The 18100-nt window shown below is 27.3% G+C and carries 16 protein-coding genes; 10 read left to right on the plus strand and 6 right to left on the minus strand.

Going from position 1 to position 18100, the window contains the following annotated elements; translation table 11 throughout:
• The first annotated feature begins 6 nt into the window (after positions 1-6).
• Positions 7-489 (plus strand): PTS sugar transporter subunit IIB, encoded by a 483-nt coding sequence (locus tag KGF46_RS12150; protein WP_227861998.1) that lies wholly within the window; start codon positions 7-9, stop codon positions 487-489.
• A gap of 20 nt (positions 490-509) precedes the next feature.
• The gene (locus KGF46_RS12155) at positions 510-914 is read left to right on the plus strand and encodes a PTS sugar transporter subunit IIA (RefSeq protein ID WP_227861169.1); all 405 of its coding nucleotides are present in this window, start codon (positions 510-512) and stop codon (positions 912-914) included.
• A 478-nt stretch (positions 915-1392) separates the two neighbouring features.
• Here KGF46_RS12155 and KGF46_RS12160 read toward each other — a convergent pair whose 3' ends face one another.
• Positions 1393-2574, minus strand: a complete 1182-nt coding sequence (locus KGF46_RS12160; RefSeq protein ID WP_227838935.1) for an ROK family protein — start codon at positions 2572-2574, stop codon at positions 1393-1395.
• A gap of 206 nt (positions 2575-2780) precedes the next feature.
• On the opposite strand from KGF46_RS12160, the gene xylB reads away from it, so the two are divergent.
• The 8 genes from xylB (at position 2781) to KGF46_RS12200 (ending at position 13218) form a co-directional block, all read left to right on the plus strand.
• Complete coding sequence (gene xylB / locus KGF46_RS12165; RefSeq protein ID WP_413841437.1) at positions 2781-4328, plus strand: xylulokinase; 1548 nt, start codon at positions 2781-2783, stop codon at positions 4326-4328.
• A 105-nt stretch (positions 4329-4433) separates the two neighbouring features.
• The gene (xylA, locus tag KGF46_RS12170; RefSeq protein ID WP_227861168.1) at positions 4434-5771 is read left to right on the plus strand and encodes a xylose isomerase; all 1338 of its coding nucleotides are present in this window, start codon (positions 4434-4436) and stop codon (positions 5769-5771) included.
• Between the two features lie 699 nt (positions 5772-6470).
• Positions 6471-7670, plus strand: a complete 1200-nt coding sequence (locus KGF46_RS12175; RefSeq protein ID WP_227861999.1) for a S41 family peptidase — start codon at positions 6471-6473, stop codon at positions 7668-7670.
• A 173-nt stretch (positions 7671-7843) separates the two neighbouring features.
• Positions 7844-8341 carry an HTH domain-containing protein gene (locus KGF46_RS12180; protein WP_227842823.1) on the plus strand — a complete coding sequence of 166 codons (498 nt, stop codon included), beginning with the start codon at positions 7844-7846 and terminating at the stop codon, positions 8339-8341.
• Positions 8342-8617: 276 nt separating this feature from the next.
• Positions 8618-9370, plus strand: a complete 753-nt coding sequence (locus KGF46_RS12185) for an ABC transporter ATP-binding protein (protein ID WP_227830056.1) — start codon at positions 8618-8620, stop codon at positions 9368-9370.
• Positions 9371-11278: an FtsX-like permease family protein gene (locus KGF46_RS12190; RefSeq protein ID WP_227842824.1), complete on the plus strand. Its 1908-nt coding sequence runs from the start codon at positions 9371-9373 to the stop codon at positions 11276-11278.
• A 246-nt stretch (positions 11279-11524) separates the two neighbouring features.
• Positions 11525-12199, plus strand: coding sequence for a response regulator transcription factor (locus tag KGF46_RS12195; protein ID WP_227830054.1), 675 nt, complete (start codon positions 11525-11527; stop codon positions 12197-12199).
• On the plus strand, positions 12199-13218 hold the full coding sequence (locus tag KGF46_RS12200) for a sensor histidine kinase (RefSeq protein WP_227842825.1): 1020 nt from the start codon (positions 12199-12201) through the stop codon (positions 13216-13218). The genes KGF46_RS12195 and KGF46_RS12200 overlap by 1 nt, the downstream gene beginning before the upstream one ends.
• Before the next feature lie 128 nt (positions 13219-13346).
• Here the strand turns inward: KGF46_RS12200 and KGF46_RS12205 are convergent, their stop codons facing one another.
• The 5 genes from KGF46_RS12205 to KGF46_RS12225 all read right to left on the minus strand — a co-directional run bounded on the left by KGF46_RS12205 (position 13347) and on the right by KGF46_RS12225 (position 17899).
• Positions 13347-14321, minus strand: coding sequence for an aromatic acid exporter family protein (locus KGF46_RS12205; protein WP_227830052.1), 975 nt, complete (start codon positions 14319-14321; stop codon positions 13347-13349).
• 218 nt (positions 14322-14539) lie between these two features.
• Positions 14540-15223, minus strand: coding sequence for an ABC transporter permease (locus KGF46_RS12210; RefSeq protein ID WP_227842826.1), 684 nt, complete (start codon positions 15221-15223; stop codon positions 14540-14542).
• Positions 15224-15245: 22 nt separating this feature from the next.
• Positions 15246-16163: an ATP-binding cassette domain-containing protein gene (locus tag KGF46_RS12215; RefSeq protein WP_227862000.1), complete on the minus strand. Its 918-nt coding sequence runs from the start codon at positions 16161-16163 to the stop codon at positions 15246-15248.
• A 93-nt stretch (positions 16164-16256) separates the two neighbouring features.
• Entirely contained in the window at positions 16257-17198 is a 942-nt protein-coding gene (locus tag KGF46_RS12220; RefSeq protein WP_227862001.1) for an ATP-binding protein, read from the minus strand.
• Positions 17198-17899: a response regulator transcription factor gene (locus KGF46_RS12225; protein WP_227842829.1), complete on the minus strand. Its 702-nt coding sequence runs from the start codon at positions 17897-17899 to the stop codon at positions 17198-17200. Before KGF46_RS12225 ends, KGF46_RS12220 begins: the two co-directional genes overlap by 1 nt.
• Positions 17900-18100 lie beyond the last annotated feature (201 nt).

Consider the following 18100-nt stretch of genomic DNA (forward strand, 5'->3'; position numbering starts at 1 on the left):
TTAGATATGGAAATGAAAGGAATTAAAAATATTCGTATAGATGACCGTTTAATTCATGGTCAAGTTGCAACTATGTGGAGTAATAAATTAGGCGTTACAAGATTAATGGTAGTAAATGACGTAGTAGCCAATAATTCTGTTCAAAAACAAGTTCTAAGAATGGCGACACCTGCGGGAATAGCATCATCTATAATTACAGAAGAAACTGCTATAAAAAATATTACTGCTGGTAAGTATGAAGGACAAAATGTATTGTTAATTGTAAAGTCTCCTGTTGACCTTATTCCGTTTATAGAAGCAGGATTAAAGATACATAATATAAATGTTGGAAATATGTCAAGTAGAAAGAATACAACTGTGTTAAAACCTAATATCAGTGTTACTGAAGAAGAGAAAGAAGCATTTAGAAAACTCCTAGATGAAGGAATTGAAATTACAACTATAATGACGCCTGATGATAAGAAAACTTATCTTGTAGATATTTTATAAAATTAGAGAGGTGTATTAAAGTGAATAGTATTATTTTGATGAGTCATGGAAATATGGCTGAAGAAGTTTTGAATGTTGCTAAAATGATAATAGGGGACTCTGTAGACTATCCTACAGTAAATATGAAGCAAGATGATGGAATTGAAGGAACAATAAAAAAACTAAAAAAAGCTTTAGAAGTATATAAAGAAAGTTCAGAAATAATTATAATGGTAGATTTAATCGGTGGGACGCCATGCAATGCCGCTTTATTAGAAGCCAATAGTGATAGTAGAATTAAAATCATTTCAGGGCTAAATTTAGGTATGGTTATTGAATCAGCTTTTTCAGATGCAAAAGAACTAGCAGTAAAGTTAGAGAAGATAGGTAAAGACAATATTTCTATAGTTGAACCTACAATGAATTTATTAGCTGATGATGAATAGAAATCTCATATTAATATTTAATTAATGTACAACTTCTGAGAAAGAGAATATAAATAATCTTGTGTAAACTCCAGAATAAATTTAATTTTAGAATTTATACTTTAAAGGGGTTATGGCTATGTAGTCATAACCCTTATTTAAGATTATTACTATTTTTATAAAAATAGCATCTATATAAAGCTATTCTTAATTTTTTTGACTTTAATAATGACTGTAACTAATATTTCATTAAGATGAATATTTAATCGATTTAATACTTTAGGTCAGGTTCTAAAACTTTGAATTCACTTATATATAATCTTGAAGCTATTAAATAAAGTGACTTATGAAGTGATTCATCTGTTGTAAATGTTGATTTAGATGTAGTTGTCTTTTCTAGTGTTCTATTACATTTGTAGTAAAAATAATAGGTATCGATTCACTTAGATATTAAAAAATGTAACTAGCTTAAATAAGCTAGTTCACAGATTATTTAATATTATAGTACAGCTATTTTTTCATTTATTTCGTTCATCAAAGTTAAATTTTGTATATTTAAAAAGCTCTTAATATTTACAGCAGAACCACCATATAGAGATGCCTCAGACCCTAATGATGAAATTTCTATATTTATACCTTTGTTAAAAGAACTAACTAACATATCTTTTGTAATCTGTAATATCTCAGGTATATCTCTAATTATTTGGCTATTTAAATAGATTATCTCAGGAGCATAAGTTGCAATAGCGTTATTTATAGCTATTGATAAGTAACTGCAAAAATCCTGAATAACTTTTTTAGCATTTTGATTATTTGCATAGTATAGCTGTTTTACCATATTAGAATCCATCTTAGGGATATTTTCTAAAGTAGAAAGTTGTTCAAATACTTTTTTCTCTGAACAATATTGTTCTAAACATCCAAGGTTTCCACAAGGGCAGGGTTTACCATTAGGCATGATAATAGTGTGACCAATTTCGCCACTCATACCATTTCTACCACTATATAATTTATTATTTATTATAATGCCTGAACCAAATCCACTGTGAATACTAAGACTAAGTAGTGAATTATGTACAGTTGAGAAAGTACTCTCAGCTAAAGCTGTTAAGTTTGCCTCATTTTCTATATGAATAGGGAAGTCGTATTTTTCACTAAGGATACTATATAAATCAATCTCATTAAGATTATAATATGGAGTGAACAGTATTTTATTTTCACAAGTAATCCCATGTATAGCCAGAGTGAATCCTATTACATTATAAGGAGTGTCTATTTTGGATATATTATAACTATTTATGACTTCATCTATTAGTTGTATGACATTATCTTTATTTATCTGTATATCTGTCAAATTCTTTGACTTTATAATAGTTCCATCTAAATAAGATAAAGAAGAAAATATATAGTCATATCCAATATCCATACTTAAAGAAATACCTGCACATTTATTAAATACTAAAAGTATGGGTTTTCTTCCACCACTATGAGTGCTATTTCCAATTCCTATTTCATGGACTAGAGATTCATCAATAAGCTTTTTGGTAATAGCGGATATAGTTGCTTTGTTTAATCCTATGGTAGACGCGATACTCGCCCTAGAAATAGGCTGATTTTTTATAATTTGTTCAAGTACCAATCTTTCGTTCATTTCTCGAATAGTGTATTTATCAGTAACCAATTTGATATTCCTCCTTAAAATAATATTGTAATACTTTTTAGTTAAAAATAAAAGGTTATTTTGCATTGACAAAGATAATTAAATATTTTATTATTAGTTCATAAGTTAGTTTAATATACTAACAAAAATAAAGCAAGTAAAATATATCTAAATATAAAAAAATTGGAATAGGAAAACGATAATTTTAAGCACTATCTCAAGGAGGGATTAAATTGGAGTATGTATTAGGTGTAGATATTGGTACATCAGGTACTAAAACTGTCTTATTTGATAAACTAGGAAATACTATAGAAAGCTGTACATATGAATATCCTCTTATACAAGAGAAATCAGGCTGGGCAGAGCAGGATGCTAATGACTGGTGGGAAGCTGTAGTAGAATCTATAAGACATGTAATTCAAAGTTCAAGTATAAGTAGTGAATATATAAAAGGAATTGGATTATCAGGACAGATGCATGGTCTAGTTATGCTAGATAAAGAAGGTAATACATTAAGAAACTCTATAATATGGTGTGACCAACGTACAATAAAAGAATGTGAAGAGATAACTGATTTAGTGGGAAAAGAAAGATTAATTGAAATAACTGCTAATCCAGCACTTACAGGTTTTACAGCATCAAAAATATTATGGGTTAGAAATAATGAACCTGATATTTACGAAAATACTAATAAAATACTTCTTCCAAAAGATTATATAAGATACAAGTTGACAGGAGAGTATGCTACAGAAGTATCAGATGCAAGTGGTATGCAGTTACTTGATATAAGTAAAAGAAATTGGAGTGATGAAGTACTTGAAAAGTTAAATATAGATAAAAACCTCTTAGGTAAAGTTTATGAATCTCAAGAAATTACAGGATATGTGACTAAAGAGGTAGCAAACTTAACAGGACTTAAGGAAGGAACAATAGTTGTAGGTGGAGCTGGAGACCAAGCAGCAGGAGCTATAGGAAATGGAATAGTTGAAGAAGGTGTAGTTTCATCTACTATTGGCACATCAGGGGTGGTATTTGCATATACAAAAGAACCTAAAATTGATAAAGAAGGTAGAGTTCATACTTTCTGTCACGCAGTACCAAATACATGGCATGTTATGGGCGTTACTCAAGGAGCAGGATTATCATTAAAATGGTTTAAGGATAATTTCTGCCAAATAGAAATAGAAATTTCAAAATCTTTAGAGAAAGATGTATATGAAATTATAAATGGGCAAGTAAGTCAGGTGCCATCAGGATGTAATGGATTACTTTACTTACCATATATGATGGGAGAGAGGACTCCTTATCTTGACCCTTATGCTAGAGGAGTGTTCTTTGGATTATCTCCAATGCACTCTAAAAAAGAAATGGCAAGAGCAATTATGGAGGGTGTTTCATACAGTTTAAAAGACTGTATGGATATAATACAAAGTCTTAATATAGAAGTTAATGAAGTAAGGGCCTCTGGTGGAGGAGGTAAAAGTAAAGTCTGGAGACAGATGCAGGCAGATATGTTTAATCAAGATGTATATACTATAAACTCAAGTGAAGGACCAGCACTTGGAGTGGCAATTCTTGCATTAGTAGGAGCTGGAATATACGAAAATGTACAAAAAGCTTGTGATATTATAATAAAAGCTTCAACTAAATTAGAGCCAATAAGTGAAAGTGTGGACATATACAAGAGATATCACAAATTGTATAAAAAAATATATAAATCTTTGAAAGAAGATTTTAAGTTATTAGATGAAGCAGTTAATTTTAAAGATAAATAATTAAAACAGCTTAAAAATGAAGATAAAGATAAAAATAAAAGATAATTTTAAATTAAGAAAAAATATTACATATATCATGTGTGTAAAACATTGGGAGGATATAAAATGAGTGAGATATTTGAAGGAATAGGACAGATAAAATTTGAAGGACCAAAATCTAACAATGAGTTAGCATTTAGATACTACAATCCTGAACAAGTAGTAGGCAATAAGGCTATGAAAGAGCACTTAAGGTTTGCAATGAGTTACTGGCATACTTTATGTGGAGAAAGTAACGACCCATTTGGAGTAGGTACAGTAGATAGACCTTGGAATAACATGACAAATCCAATGGAAATAGCAAAGTTTAAAGTTGATGCAGGATTTGAATTTATGACTAAGATGGGAATTGAGTATTTCTGTTTCCATGATAGAGATATAGCTCCAGAAGGAAAAGATTTAGCTGAAACAAATAAAATATTAGATGAAATAGTTGAGTACATAAAACTTAAAATGAAAGAAACAGACATAAAGTTGTTATGGGGAACTGCTAATATGTTTGGCAATCCAAGATTTGTTCATGGGGCATCTACAACTTGTAATGCTGATGTTTATGCTTATGCAGCAGCTCAAGTGAAAAAGGCTATGGAAGTGACTAAGCATTTAGGTGGAGAAAACTTTGTATTCTGGGGTGGAAGAGAAGGTTATGAAACTTTACTTAATACTAATACAGAACTTGAAATGGATAACTTTGCAAGATTTCTAAAAATGGCTGTAGATTATGCTAAAGAAATTGGATTTACTGGACAATTCTTAATAGAACCTAAGCCAAAGGAGCCTACTAAACATCAATATGATTTTGATACTGCTACAGTTTTAGGATTCTTAAGAAAGTACAATTTAGATAAATATTTCAAGTTGAATATAGAAGCAAACCATGCAACACTGGCAGGTCATACTTTCCAACATGAATTAAATATAGCTAGAATAAACAATGTTTTAGGAAGTGTCGATGCAAATCAAGGAGATTTATTATTAGGATGGGATACAGACCAATTTCCAACAAACATATATGATGCAACCCTTGCAATGTATGAAGTGTTAAAACAAGGTGGAATAGCACCAGGTGGATTTAACTTTGACTCTAAAGTAAGAAGAGCATCTTTTGAAGTAGAAGATTTATTCTTAGCTTATATTGCAGGAATGGATACATTTGCAAAAGGATTATTGATAGCTCATAAATTATTAGAGGATGAGGTATTTGAAAACTTTACTAAAGATAGATATAGAAGCTTTAGTGAAGGTATAGGTAAAGACATAGTAGAAGGTAAGGTTGGATTTAAGGATTTAGAAGCTTATGCACTACAAATGCCAACTATAAAGAATAAGTCGGGAAGACAAGAAATGTTAGAAAATATGCTTAATAGGTATATATATGAAGTTGATACAATTTGTAACAAGTAGTTGTATTGTTATAAATCTTAGATGATTAAATAAAAACTATGGAGTATTCTATAGTTTTTATTAAAAAAATATAAATAAGAGCATTCTTTATCAGTAAAAAATTGTCTGAAAGATTTTCTATTTATAGTGAGTTTTCAAATACCTTTGAGATAAAAGATATATAACACTAAGTAAAAAATAAGCTATAATAAACTTATCAAGAAGCTATATATGTATAGTTGCTAGTGGAGTTGCTTTACATAAAGAAAATATGGATAACAGTATTAGATGAAGAATAACTAAAAAGGAAAATAGGGTAAATAAGAACGTAGGGAGATTTTTGTTAGATAAATCTTCCTACGTTTTTATTTACAATAATTTTGAATGATGTTTGTTTTAGTTAGTAGTTTTGAGAAATATATATATAATGAGATAAGTGGTTACACTAATAAAGATTATATAAATATATATCTAAATATTTTTTGTTATATAGAAATACATTGTGTACAGTTAAAAGTTAGTGGCAAAAGTTATTATTAATTTGTTTATTAATATATAAATACAGATTAGAATTCCTTTGATAAAACTATAGAATAATAAATTTAAAATATATTTATGGATATATAAATTATAATGAAATATAATATATAAGTATTACTCTAAATATTTATAATAATATAATATATTAAAATATGAAGCTGGAAAGTTGATGAGAATTATATGAAAAAGAAAATATTGTTTTTAGGAATTATTTGTATATCTATAATTTTACTAGGTAATTCTACTTATTCCCAAAAGAAGCAACTATCTGAGAAAGAAAAGGTAGATGACTTTAAATATGTATATAATGTTATAAAAACGGGGTATCCTTACTTAGATGTAAATAAGAGACTTAATAATATTGACTGGTTAGAAAATGAGGATAAGTATATAAAAAAAATTAAAAATACTGAAAGTGATGAAGAATTTATAGAAGAAATGTCATCTATATTATCTGAATTAAACAATAAACATACTGAATTAATAGATAATAAAAACCGATATGAACTTTTTAAAAAATCATACTCTAATAATAATTGGTATGACTTTCTTAATGATAAAAAAGTTGTAGATAGATATGATTCTATAAATACTAAGATAAAAATACCAAATGATATTTTTGTGAAAAAAGAACTAATTTTAGAAGATATAATTAAAGGCAAGGTTGGATACATGTATTTACCTGCAATGTCGCCACAAAATGGGTCAATAGATAAGGATTTAAAAATGATAGGAGATTATATTAATAATTTAGAAAAACATCAAGTTTTAATTATTGATATAAGAGGAAATTCAGGCGGAAGTGACAGGTATTGGAAAGGAATTGTATCTAAACTTATAAAAAATGATATAAAAATAGAGGGTTATAGGCTCTATAGAAATAATAACAAAATAGTAAAAAAATATACCAATGCAAGAAATATAAAATTAGAGCCTATAGAAAATCTACCAGTAGGTGTAAAGAAAAATGCACCAGAAGAAACTTTAAAAAATTTTAGTGATTTTGAAAAGACTTCTTATACTATAAATACTAATAATGATTTAAAATTTCAAGGTAATATATACTTACTTATAGACGAAAAAGTATATTCATCATCAGAGTCGTTTTCTATGTTTTGTAAAGAGACTAAGCTTGCAACTTTAGTAGGAGAAACTACTGGAGGTGATGGTGGAGGAATAGACCCTGTGTTGTTTGAGTTAAAAAATAGTGGTTTAATAGTTAGAATGTCAAGTTGTATGTATTTAAACAAAGATGGAATATGTGATGAAGAATTTAAAACTATTCCTGAGTTTAAAGTAAAAGACTGTAAAAGAACGATAAATTTTAAAGATGATAACAGTATAAAAAGGGTACTAAAGCTTGAAAATATCAATTATTAAATAACAATTAAATATTACTTTATGCTGGAGAGAATAGAATTAAAAAATCAATGGTTTGAGAAGTTATATTACTCCCATCACTTGACCAAGGCAAATATATAAGAACAAGTAAAAATAGATTTCCAACCAGTGAATAACGCCACCTAAGTAGAGACTATAGGTGGCGTTTTCATATGGCAACAGAAAGGAGGAAATTAGTACAAATGTTTTTTTATATAGTCAATCGTGAACATATAACGGCTAAAGAATTGGCAAATTATTTTAATGTATCAACAAGAACAATATACCGCGATATCAATACTCTGTCTATTGCCGGAATACCTATCATATCTACAAAGGGAACAGGTGGGGGAATATCGCTAATAGACGGATATGCTCTCGACAAATCATTGTTATCTAAAGAGGAGCAACAGAATATATATCAGGGATTACAAATGTTACAGGTTATAAAATATCCTAATGCTGAAATTGCATTAAGTAAAATTAGTGATATTTTTAGAAATGTCTTGGAACCAAAATGGTTGAAAGTTGATTTTACATTCTGGCAAAGTGATGAAAATAAGATAAATAAAAGATTTTCAGAATTAATGTTAGAGTTAAATAAATCAAACAATTTTAGAATATTTGATAACTTTGAGGATGCTAAAAATTATATTTTAAATCTAAAATGACAGAAAATAATAAAATAATATAAGCAAAGCATTTAGAAGTATTGAATATAAAAATAAAATAAATATATATGATGAGTATTTAATAAGGAAATGGCATTTTCAGCATTAAAAAATTAATATAAGTAAAAATTTAAGAAACATATTTATTAATAACCTTTCTATGTTACAAAAGTGTAATATTGGTAGGCAAAATGTAATATTTACATAAGGATTTAACCGTACAAAACCTTTAAAATGAAGATATACTAAGAAGTGAGCAAACGGAGGTTATTAATTATGAAAGAAATATTAAAAATAAAGAATATATCAAAAGATTATGGTATAAAAGGATTTAAAACAAATGTACTAAAAAGTATATCTCTTACAGTTAATGAAGGTGATTTTATAGCAATAATGGGGCCATCAGGTGCAGGCAAAACAACATTACTTAATCTAATGTCTACACTTGACAAACAAACCTCAGGAGAAATAATACTCGATGGGATTGATATATCGAAAGTAAAAAATAATGAACTATCAAAATTAAGAAGAGAAAAAATAGGATTTATATTTCAAGACTATAACTTACTAGATAATATGACACTCATGAATAATATAGCACTTCCCCTGGCGTTAGGGAAAAAGAAAAGTAAAGAAATTGAAGATAAGGTATTTTCTATATCCAAAAAATTTGGATTAGAAAATCATTTAGATAAATATCCATACCAATTATCAGGTGGTCAAAAACAAAGAGGTGCAGCAGCAAGGTCACTAATTACAAACCCAGCAGTAGTATTTGCAGATGAACCAACAGGTGCTTTAGATTCTAAATCAGCTTATGAACTTTTAAACTCATTAGAAAGGATAAATAAAGAAAATAATGCTACTATTATAATGATTACACATGACCCTCTAACAGCAAGTTATTCAAATGAAGTATATATGATAAATGATGGAACTATAAAGTGTAAATTAAATAAAGGAAGTAGTAGAAAAGAATTTTATGGAAAAATTATGGATATGTTGGCCTCTATGGGAGGTGAAATGTAAGTGAGTGTACTTGGGATTGCTTATAATAATTTTAAAAGTAATATAAGAACTTATTTGGCATTTTTTATATCTATGGTCTTTTCAGTAGTTGTACTGACTAATTTTGAATTACTAAGATATGGTGATGCCATAAATGTACTGCAAGGAGAAAATCAGAAATTCACATTATCAGTGTTAATATCTGTAATAATAATATTATCAGTATTTTTATTTTTCTTTATATGGTATGCAACAAATATATTCTTTAAAAATAGGTCAAAAGAAATAGGAATACTATCTTTTATGGGGTTGGATTTATATACTATAGGAAAAATATATTTTGTAGAAAATATGCTTATAGGAATAAGCTCTTGTATAACAGGAATACTTATAGGGATAATAACATCTAGATTTTTCCAGGTAGTGATAATAAAATTATCTGGATTTGATATAAATGTATCCAATGGGCTTAGTATCAAAGCTATAATGTATGCCAGTTTGATATTTATTTCTATATTTATGATAATGACTATAAAAGGTTTTGTAACAATATGTAGAAGTAGTGTAATAAACCTAATTAACACATCTAAGAAGCAAGACAAAATACCAAAAGTAGGAATAGGATTATACATATTAGCCATAATATCAACTTTAGTATTAGGATGTGGTTATTATCTTTCTATGGATATACGCTCTGGAAACATAACTAGTGTAATGGCAGTTATAGTTATAATAATAATAGGTACTTATGGTCTATTTAAATCAGTTATGCCTGTTGTATTTCATATGATAATGAAAAATAAAAAAGTATTATTTAATGGAAATAATATAATTGCTATAAACAATATAAATTACAGATTAAATAAAAACTATAAAACTTACTCTATAATAGCTATAATTATAACTACTACAATATCAACCCTTGGTGCATCAGTTGCTATAAAACATCTACAACAAAATGCTCAAGAACAAAGAAATGTATATACTGTTAGTATAGTTTCAACAGATAGAAATGAAGTAAACAGAAAACAAATAGAAGATATAATCAAAGACACTAATAATATAAGGTATTCAGTAAATCCAGAACTAATTGCTTTAGAAAATCCAGATAGCAAAAATGATTATGATAAATTAAATACAATAATGAAATACAGTGATTTTTACAATACTCTTAAAGTAAATGGAAATGAGGAAGAATTAAAAGAGTATGGCGAAAAACTAGTTAAAGGAAATAATGTAATACAGTTAAAAAGTCCTCAAACGATAGTAACATTAGCTAAAAAAGAAACCAGTGTGAACATTGATGGACAAGTATATAATATTACAAAAGGGGAAGTAAAAGTACCAGTATTAGGAACAGGGATTAATGACAGTATTATAGTAGTGAATGATAACATCTACTCTAAGTTAAAAGACAAAGGACAACCAATATATTTCTATGGAGCAAAAGTATCTGATGAAGAAAATAGCCAAAAGATGTTTGATAATATTGAAAAAAATTTAAGTATGCAAAGTGGCTACATGAGAAATGGATATAAAGCTCAGAACGAAAGTCAATGGATGAAATTTGCATATGTAGTGCTTGTATTTTTATTTTTAGTATTTACGCTTGTGGCTGGAAGTATAATATACATGAAAATATATAGTGATGCTTATGAAGATAGAGATAAATATAAAACTTTATTAAAGATAGGAACGACAGAAAAAGAAATAAATAAAGCTGTATTTAAAGAAGTAGCCATATTTTATACTTTACCAATGTTAAGTGCAACAATATCAAGTTACTTTGCATTAAGACTAGCAGGCAATTTATTAATGGCTGATTTATTTAGTATATATATATTGAGCTTAGTAATATGCTTAATAATATTTATAATATATGGAGCAGTATCTGTTAATAAGTTTAAGAAGGTAATATACGAAAATTAATCAACAAATCTATTAAAATAAAGGGGGTGTCTCAAAATGAACTTTTTAGTTCATGAGGCACTCTTTTTTGTATAAAATCAAATATATTTTCATCATTTCAACAATGAAAAAGAGGCTTATATCTATTTTGAGACAGCCCCTTATTAATTAGGTCTAAGTCGTTTGACTAATAAATGTATACAAAATATGATATGATAGAGATAATTTATATTATAAGAAAATATTAAAATAATGGAGATTACATAAATGTATAAAATTTTATTAATAGAAGATGATATTGATTTATCAAAAGAAATTGCTTTGGCATTAGAAAGATGGGGATTTAAAGTAGAAGTAATTGATAAATTTGAACTGATTTTAGAAGAATTTATAGATAAAAAACCAGATGTAGTACTTTTGGATGTAAATTTACCACTGTATAATGGATTTTACTGGTGTGAGAAAATAAGGTCTGTTTCAAATGTTCCAATAATATTCCTTTCATCAAGAGATTCTGATATGGATTTAATAATGGGAATAAATAATGGAGGAGATGATTATATTACAAAACCATTTTCTATAGATATATTGGTTACCAAAATAAATGGGATAATAAGAAGAACTTACAATTATAGCGACTCTAATAGTGTTCTATACTACAAAGATTTGATGTTTGATGTGGGAAAAGGAATCATAAAGAACAAGTACAAGGAAAAAGATATAGAATTGACTAAAAATGAAATAAAAATTTTAACTTTATTATTAAAAAATAAAAATAAAGTTGTATTAAGAGAAAGTCTTATGATGACTTTATGGGATAATGATGAGTTTGTTACAGATAATGCTCTTACAGTAAATATGAATAGGCTAAGAAGTAAAATTAAAGAGTTAGGGTTTGATGATTTTATAAAAACTAAAAAAGGAATAGGATATACAATATAATGATAGTAAAATATTTAAAAGACAGATTCAAGTATATTGTACTTTTTTTAATTATCATTAGTATAATAAATATTTACTTATTTGCTATAAATATATTTGAGAATCAATATGCAGAGTTAATATACTTAGATTTTTTAGCTTTACTCATAATAATAGTATTTTTTATTGTAGATTATATAAACTTTAAAAATAGCTATAAAGATTTATGTAAGTGTTTAGAAAATAATGATGATATAGACAACTACTTGATTAGTGGACAATCCTTTGAAGAAAATATCATAAGAGATATTATTGAAAATTTGAAATCAAAGAACAATGATGATACAAAAAATTATAAACAATCTCTAAAAGAATTGGATGAATACATAGCTAAATGGGTTCATGAAATAAAGATTCCAATATCATCTTTGAGTATAATTACAGATAGATTAAATAATATAGAAGATAGTATAGATATTAAGAATCAAATTGCAAAAATAAACTTTTTAGTAAATTCTATTTTATATAGTAGTAGAAGTAATAGTATGTTTGAGGACATATTTATGAATAAAGTTAATTTAGAAAAATTAATAAAATCCTCTATAAAGAATAACTCGTTTTTACTCATAAAAAACAATATTGAAGTTAATTTAAGCAACTTAAATTATACTGTTTACACGGATTCTAAATGTATAGCATATATTTTAGACCAAATTATTAATAATGCTATAAAATACTCAAAAGAAGTTGGTAAAATTGAATTTAATGCAAAACCATTAGAAAACGGAGTAGTGTTATCTATAAAAGATTATGGCATTGGTATAAATGAAGAGGATATATGTAGAGTTTTTGATAAAGGATTTACAGGAACAAATGGAAGGAATAGATTGTATAAATCTACTGGAATGGGACTATATTTTGCAAAAAAGATGTTGGATAATTTAGGGCATAAGATTGATGTGTACTCAGAGAATGGTGTTTATACAATTTTTAATATTCATTTTTATGATATATCAGATTATTTAAATCTAGATAATTAGATTAATAGAAATAGTGAATTCATTTTAAATATGAAAAATATAGTAGTATTTTTACTTTAAAATATAATTTGAAATAGTATTATGAATCAAAAACAGGTAGATAATCTACCTGTTTTTGATTCATAATACTATTTATAAAAATTATTATCTCTAAGAACTTGAGCACGTCTACGATTAATTAAAAACTGTTTTAATTCAGTTAAGCAAAAGAATAAAATAGCTCTATTTTCAAATTCTGTTCTATCAACAGGTAGAGGTTGATTTTGCATACTAAGCATTAACCTGCCCAATTCTTCAAGAAGAAGATTCCCTGTTTCGGCTTCAAATTCAGTATAACCTATCTTATGTATGAAAGCAGATAGAATATGAGCTTGTGGTGGAGTAGAATTTAGTTGAGATATATAACTATACAAGTTTTCTAAGATATCCCGTTGGCTTTTTATAATATCCATATGTTCTAAGAAAAATTTAGTATCACTTAATAAAGTATTATTAATATTATCATAAGTTTCAGAAATACTATTATCAATAAGTGAATTTAAGGTATATAAATCTCTACTGAACCTATTTTCTTTTTTAGGATTTACAATAATATCAGCAATATCTATAAGCACAATACTCACTTCTTCTTGTAATTTTTTTTGAACTTCATAGATTTTATGTATATTTGTTGGAATATACATATTTATTATGACACCTATTCCAGTACCTATTGCAAATATTCCAGCTTCATTTAAAATCCATTTAATAGATGTTTCTCCTTGGAGGAAGTAATGGGATGCGATTACTACACACATGGCAATAACATCTTGAATTTTTAATAAAAAACAAAGCGGTATAATTATGAATATAAATATTGAAAATGAAGTTAAATTATATCCTAAAATATTAAAACATAAATAGGAAAAAATAGTACATAAAAGAAAGCCATAAACCTTTCCAATAGAGCCTTTAAGAGTTTCTTTTTTAGTGTCCTTTACTGTAAGTAGTACTATAACTCCAGCGACCATTGAGTATTCTAATTTTAACAGCCAAGCAATAGATATAGCAAGAGAGCATCCAAGAGATAATTTTATTACTTTAAGTGAATTAATATTATTCAAATATAAACCTCCTGTAAACAAATATAATAAAGATAATTTTAACATAAAACTAATGGGGTTTGAAATGTAATTAATTATACTTAATTATTTTATTGCCCTATTTAGCTAAATACAATCAATATATTTTTATTTTATGAAAGTTTTTTGTGAAAATTTAAAGCAATAAATAGAACTTGGATTATAAAAATATAATGTAAATTGAGATATTATTGATATATCTACATCAAATCTTTAGTTTCTGCATTATGGATAGAAAGAAAAGCGAAAACTAAAGATATAACTGTTAAAATAACAGGAAAGAGCATATTATTTGCCAGTGTAAAATCTCCTACACTTGCTTGGGTTAAAAATATTAACAAAAAGGATGTAATAATTGTTGCTTTTGATGATTTGCTAATAATACCAATAAATAGTGCTATAAAGCTCATACTGACAAGTACAATCGACTTTAAAATAAGTTGTACATAGAATAATGAACTTCCCATATTAAAATCTATTAAGAATGAAGAAGTCATAAATTGAGAACCTAATAAAATACAACCATAAATCAAAAGTCTTGTTAATATTAGTGCCACAAAATTAAAAATCCAGACAGCTAATATTTGGGAAAGCAGAATTTTTTTACGTTTAATTGGATAAGAGAACATTAGGTTCATTGTTTTGTTTTTGTAAGCACTGACAATAAAAGAAGATAGCATAACACTTGTAAAAATTAAGAATGCCATACTTGTAAAAAGTTCAATTGGTGCAGATATAATATCATTTCCTGGAGCTGCATCAAGAATCCCAGACTCAGGGTCATTTGCAATTCCTAAAAATGCTAGTGCAAAAACAAATAGGCAAAGAATAATTGCTAAGATAAATACATTTTTAATGTATTTTTCTATATGATTTTTTTCCATTCTAATTTTATTAACTTTAACATTATTTATTAGCCCCCTCTGTTATTTTCAGGAAGTAATCTTCCAAAGTCTCCATTTTTGTATGTAGAACACTTATATCTACACCACCAAGCGTTAACTCTCTTGATACATCTTGTGTTGTAATATTCTTATCATAGATTCGTATATTGTTTTCATCTATAATCTTGAAATTAATTATATTCAATTTATCTGCTAGTAGATAAGAAGCACGCTTAATATCATTTACACTTAATTCTATATATGTAGTGTTCATTTCTGAAATATCTTTCATAGAAATTTCTTTAAGCATTTTACCTTGATTAATAACACCGATTGTATCTGCAATACTCTCAATTTCAGAAAGTATATGTGTAGATATCATAATGGTAATATCATATTCTGTACATAGCATTTTAAGCAAATCTCGAATTTGCTTTATGCCAGCAGGGTCAAGACCATTAGTTGGTTCATCCAAAATCAGCAACTCTGGTTTGTTTAGAACCGCACGAGCAATTCCTAGACGTTGTTTCATACCTAAAGAATAACTCTTAACAGGTTTGTTAGATGCATCAGATAAATTTAACATTTTTAATGCATTGTCTATACTTTTAGGGCTGTAGTATCCCATATACTCACAATGTAATTTAAGGTTTTCAAAGCCGCTCATATGATCATAAAATGTAGGAAATTCAATGATACTCCCCATACGTTTTAAAACTTCATAAGATGAAGAGGTAAGTCTTTCACCAAAAATCTCAATTGTTCCATCTGTGGGCTTCCAAAGATTAGTAATCATTTTCATTATTGTGGTTTTACCTGCTCCATTTGGACCAAGAAATCCATATATTTCTCCCTTTTTAATATTAATGTTGACATTACTGACAATGCCCCTTTCGTCAATAGCTTTAGTAAGATGATTTGTTTGTAAAATATATGACATTTAAGTGTCCCCCTTTCTTAGATAATTTTTATTATAGATAAATAGATTTTCAAAACTCTTAAGTAAATCTTACGAATTTCTTTCGTAGATATTTTAATATGATAGTTTTCTTAATTTGACAGTAAATGTAGTACGGATGTTTGGCTCACTATCCAGAATTATATCACCTCCAAGTTGAATGGCTAGATTTTTTGCAATTGTTAAACCAAGACCATTTCCCTGAATATCTCTGTTTCTGGAATCTTCCATTGTAAAAAGACGTTCAAAAACTGTTTTAGCAAATGCCTTTTCAATACCTTTTCCTTTGTCTGTCACATCAATATAGACATATTTTTTATCTGAATGGATAAAAATACCTAAATATTTTCCGTCTGAACCATACTTAATAGCATTAGAAATAAGATTGAATAGGATACGTTGTAGTGCATCTTTATTTCCTTGAACAAAAATAATTTCTTCTGGAATTTCTATAGCCACTTGAAAATTTTTTTGTGTAAGTAAATCATAAAAATCTAAAATATTTTCACGGCAACATTCATTGATATTTACTTTCAATAACTCGATATCTGTGTCACCAGCCTCTAGCTTTGCTAATGTAAAGAACTGATTAATCAAGTCCATTACTTTCTGTGCTTTCTGTTCTACTTTTGTAAGCATTTTATTTTCCTCGTGGGTATTTAGTTGTATGATTTCCAAATATCCTAATATGACAGTCATAGGTGTTTTAATGTCATGGGATATATTAGAAAGCATTTTTTTTGAAGAAATTTCAGAACGTCGGAAGTCTACACGGATTTTTTGACAATCCTCCAAAAGGCGGTTAATTTGTGATACTAAATCTATAAGAACTTTATTATCTGTAAAAATCATTACTTTTTTTTCGTTATTTGTATCTAAGATATCTATCAGACTATTGCTTATTTCCCTCAGCTTTTTTTGTATTCCTTTTCGAAAAATGAACTGTTGGTATAAAACGATAATGACTAAAATTACTACACAAATAGAAAGAAAAAAAATAATCGTTGAACTACTCATTATGCTCCTCCTAATTTATATCCAATTCCCCACACTGTAATGATGTATTTTGGAGAACGTGGATTATCTTCAATTTTGTTTCTTAGTCTGCTGATATGAACATTGACAGCATTTTCGTCACCAAAATATACATCATTCCAGATTAGTGAATAAATCTGCTCTTTGGTATAAACCCTCTTTGGATTTTGTAAAAGTAATTTTAAAATATCAAATTCTTTGGCAGTAAGTTCAACTTTATTTTTATTTTTATGAACAGTGTAATTATCCAAATTCATAACTAGGTCTCTGCATATAAGGACACTGTTATCAATAACAGGCGTGAAGTTTGACATAGCAGAATATTGTTGCGTTCTTCGAACATTGGCTTTTATACGGGCTAAGACTTCTGCAACTGAAAACGGTTTGGTAATATAATCATCAGCACCTAAACCTAAACCTAATGTTTTATCAGAATCAGAATCTTTAGCTGATATAATGATGATTGGAACAATATTTCGCTGTCTTATGTATTGCATAACTTCCATACCACTAATTTTAGGAATCATTAAATCCAATAAAATAATATCAAATTGTTTTTCATCAAACTTAACACACGCATCTTCTCCATTATATGCAATAGTGATTTCAAAACCCTCAGAAAGTAAAAAGGTTCTTAACATTTCGCTGATTTCTAAATCATCCTCAACTAATAAGATTTTCATTTTATACTCCTTATTATGTAATTATTTTTTGTTATTTCATATCATAATAGCAAATAAAAATAGTTGTAGCAAATGAAAATAGTCAAAAATGTATATAATATTATTAACAAAAAATAAAATTATATAGTTAATATGATTTTATAATTGCTTTGGTATGGTGATTTTTAACTTTTATGTTATACTATTTATAAAAGTAGGTAT

It is taken from the genome of Clostridioides sp. ZZV14-6153, assembly GCF_020657855.1.
Taxonomy (GTDB): domain Bacteria; phylum Bacillota; class Clostridia; order Peptostreptococcales; family Peptostreptococcaceae; genus Clostridioides.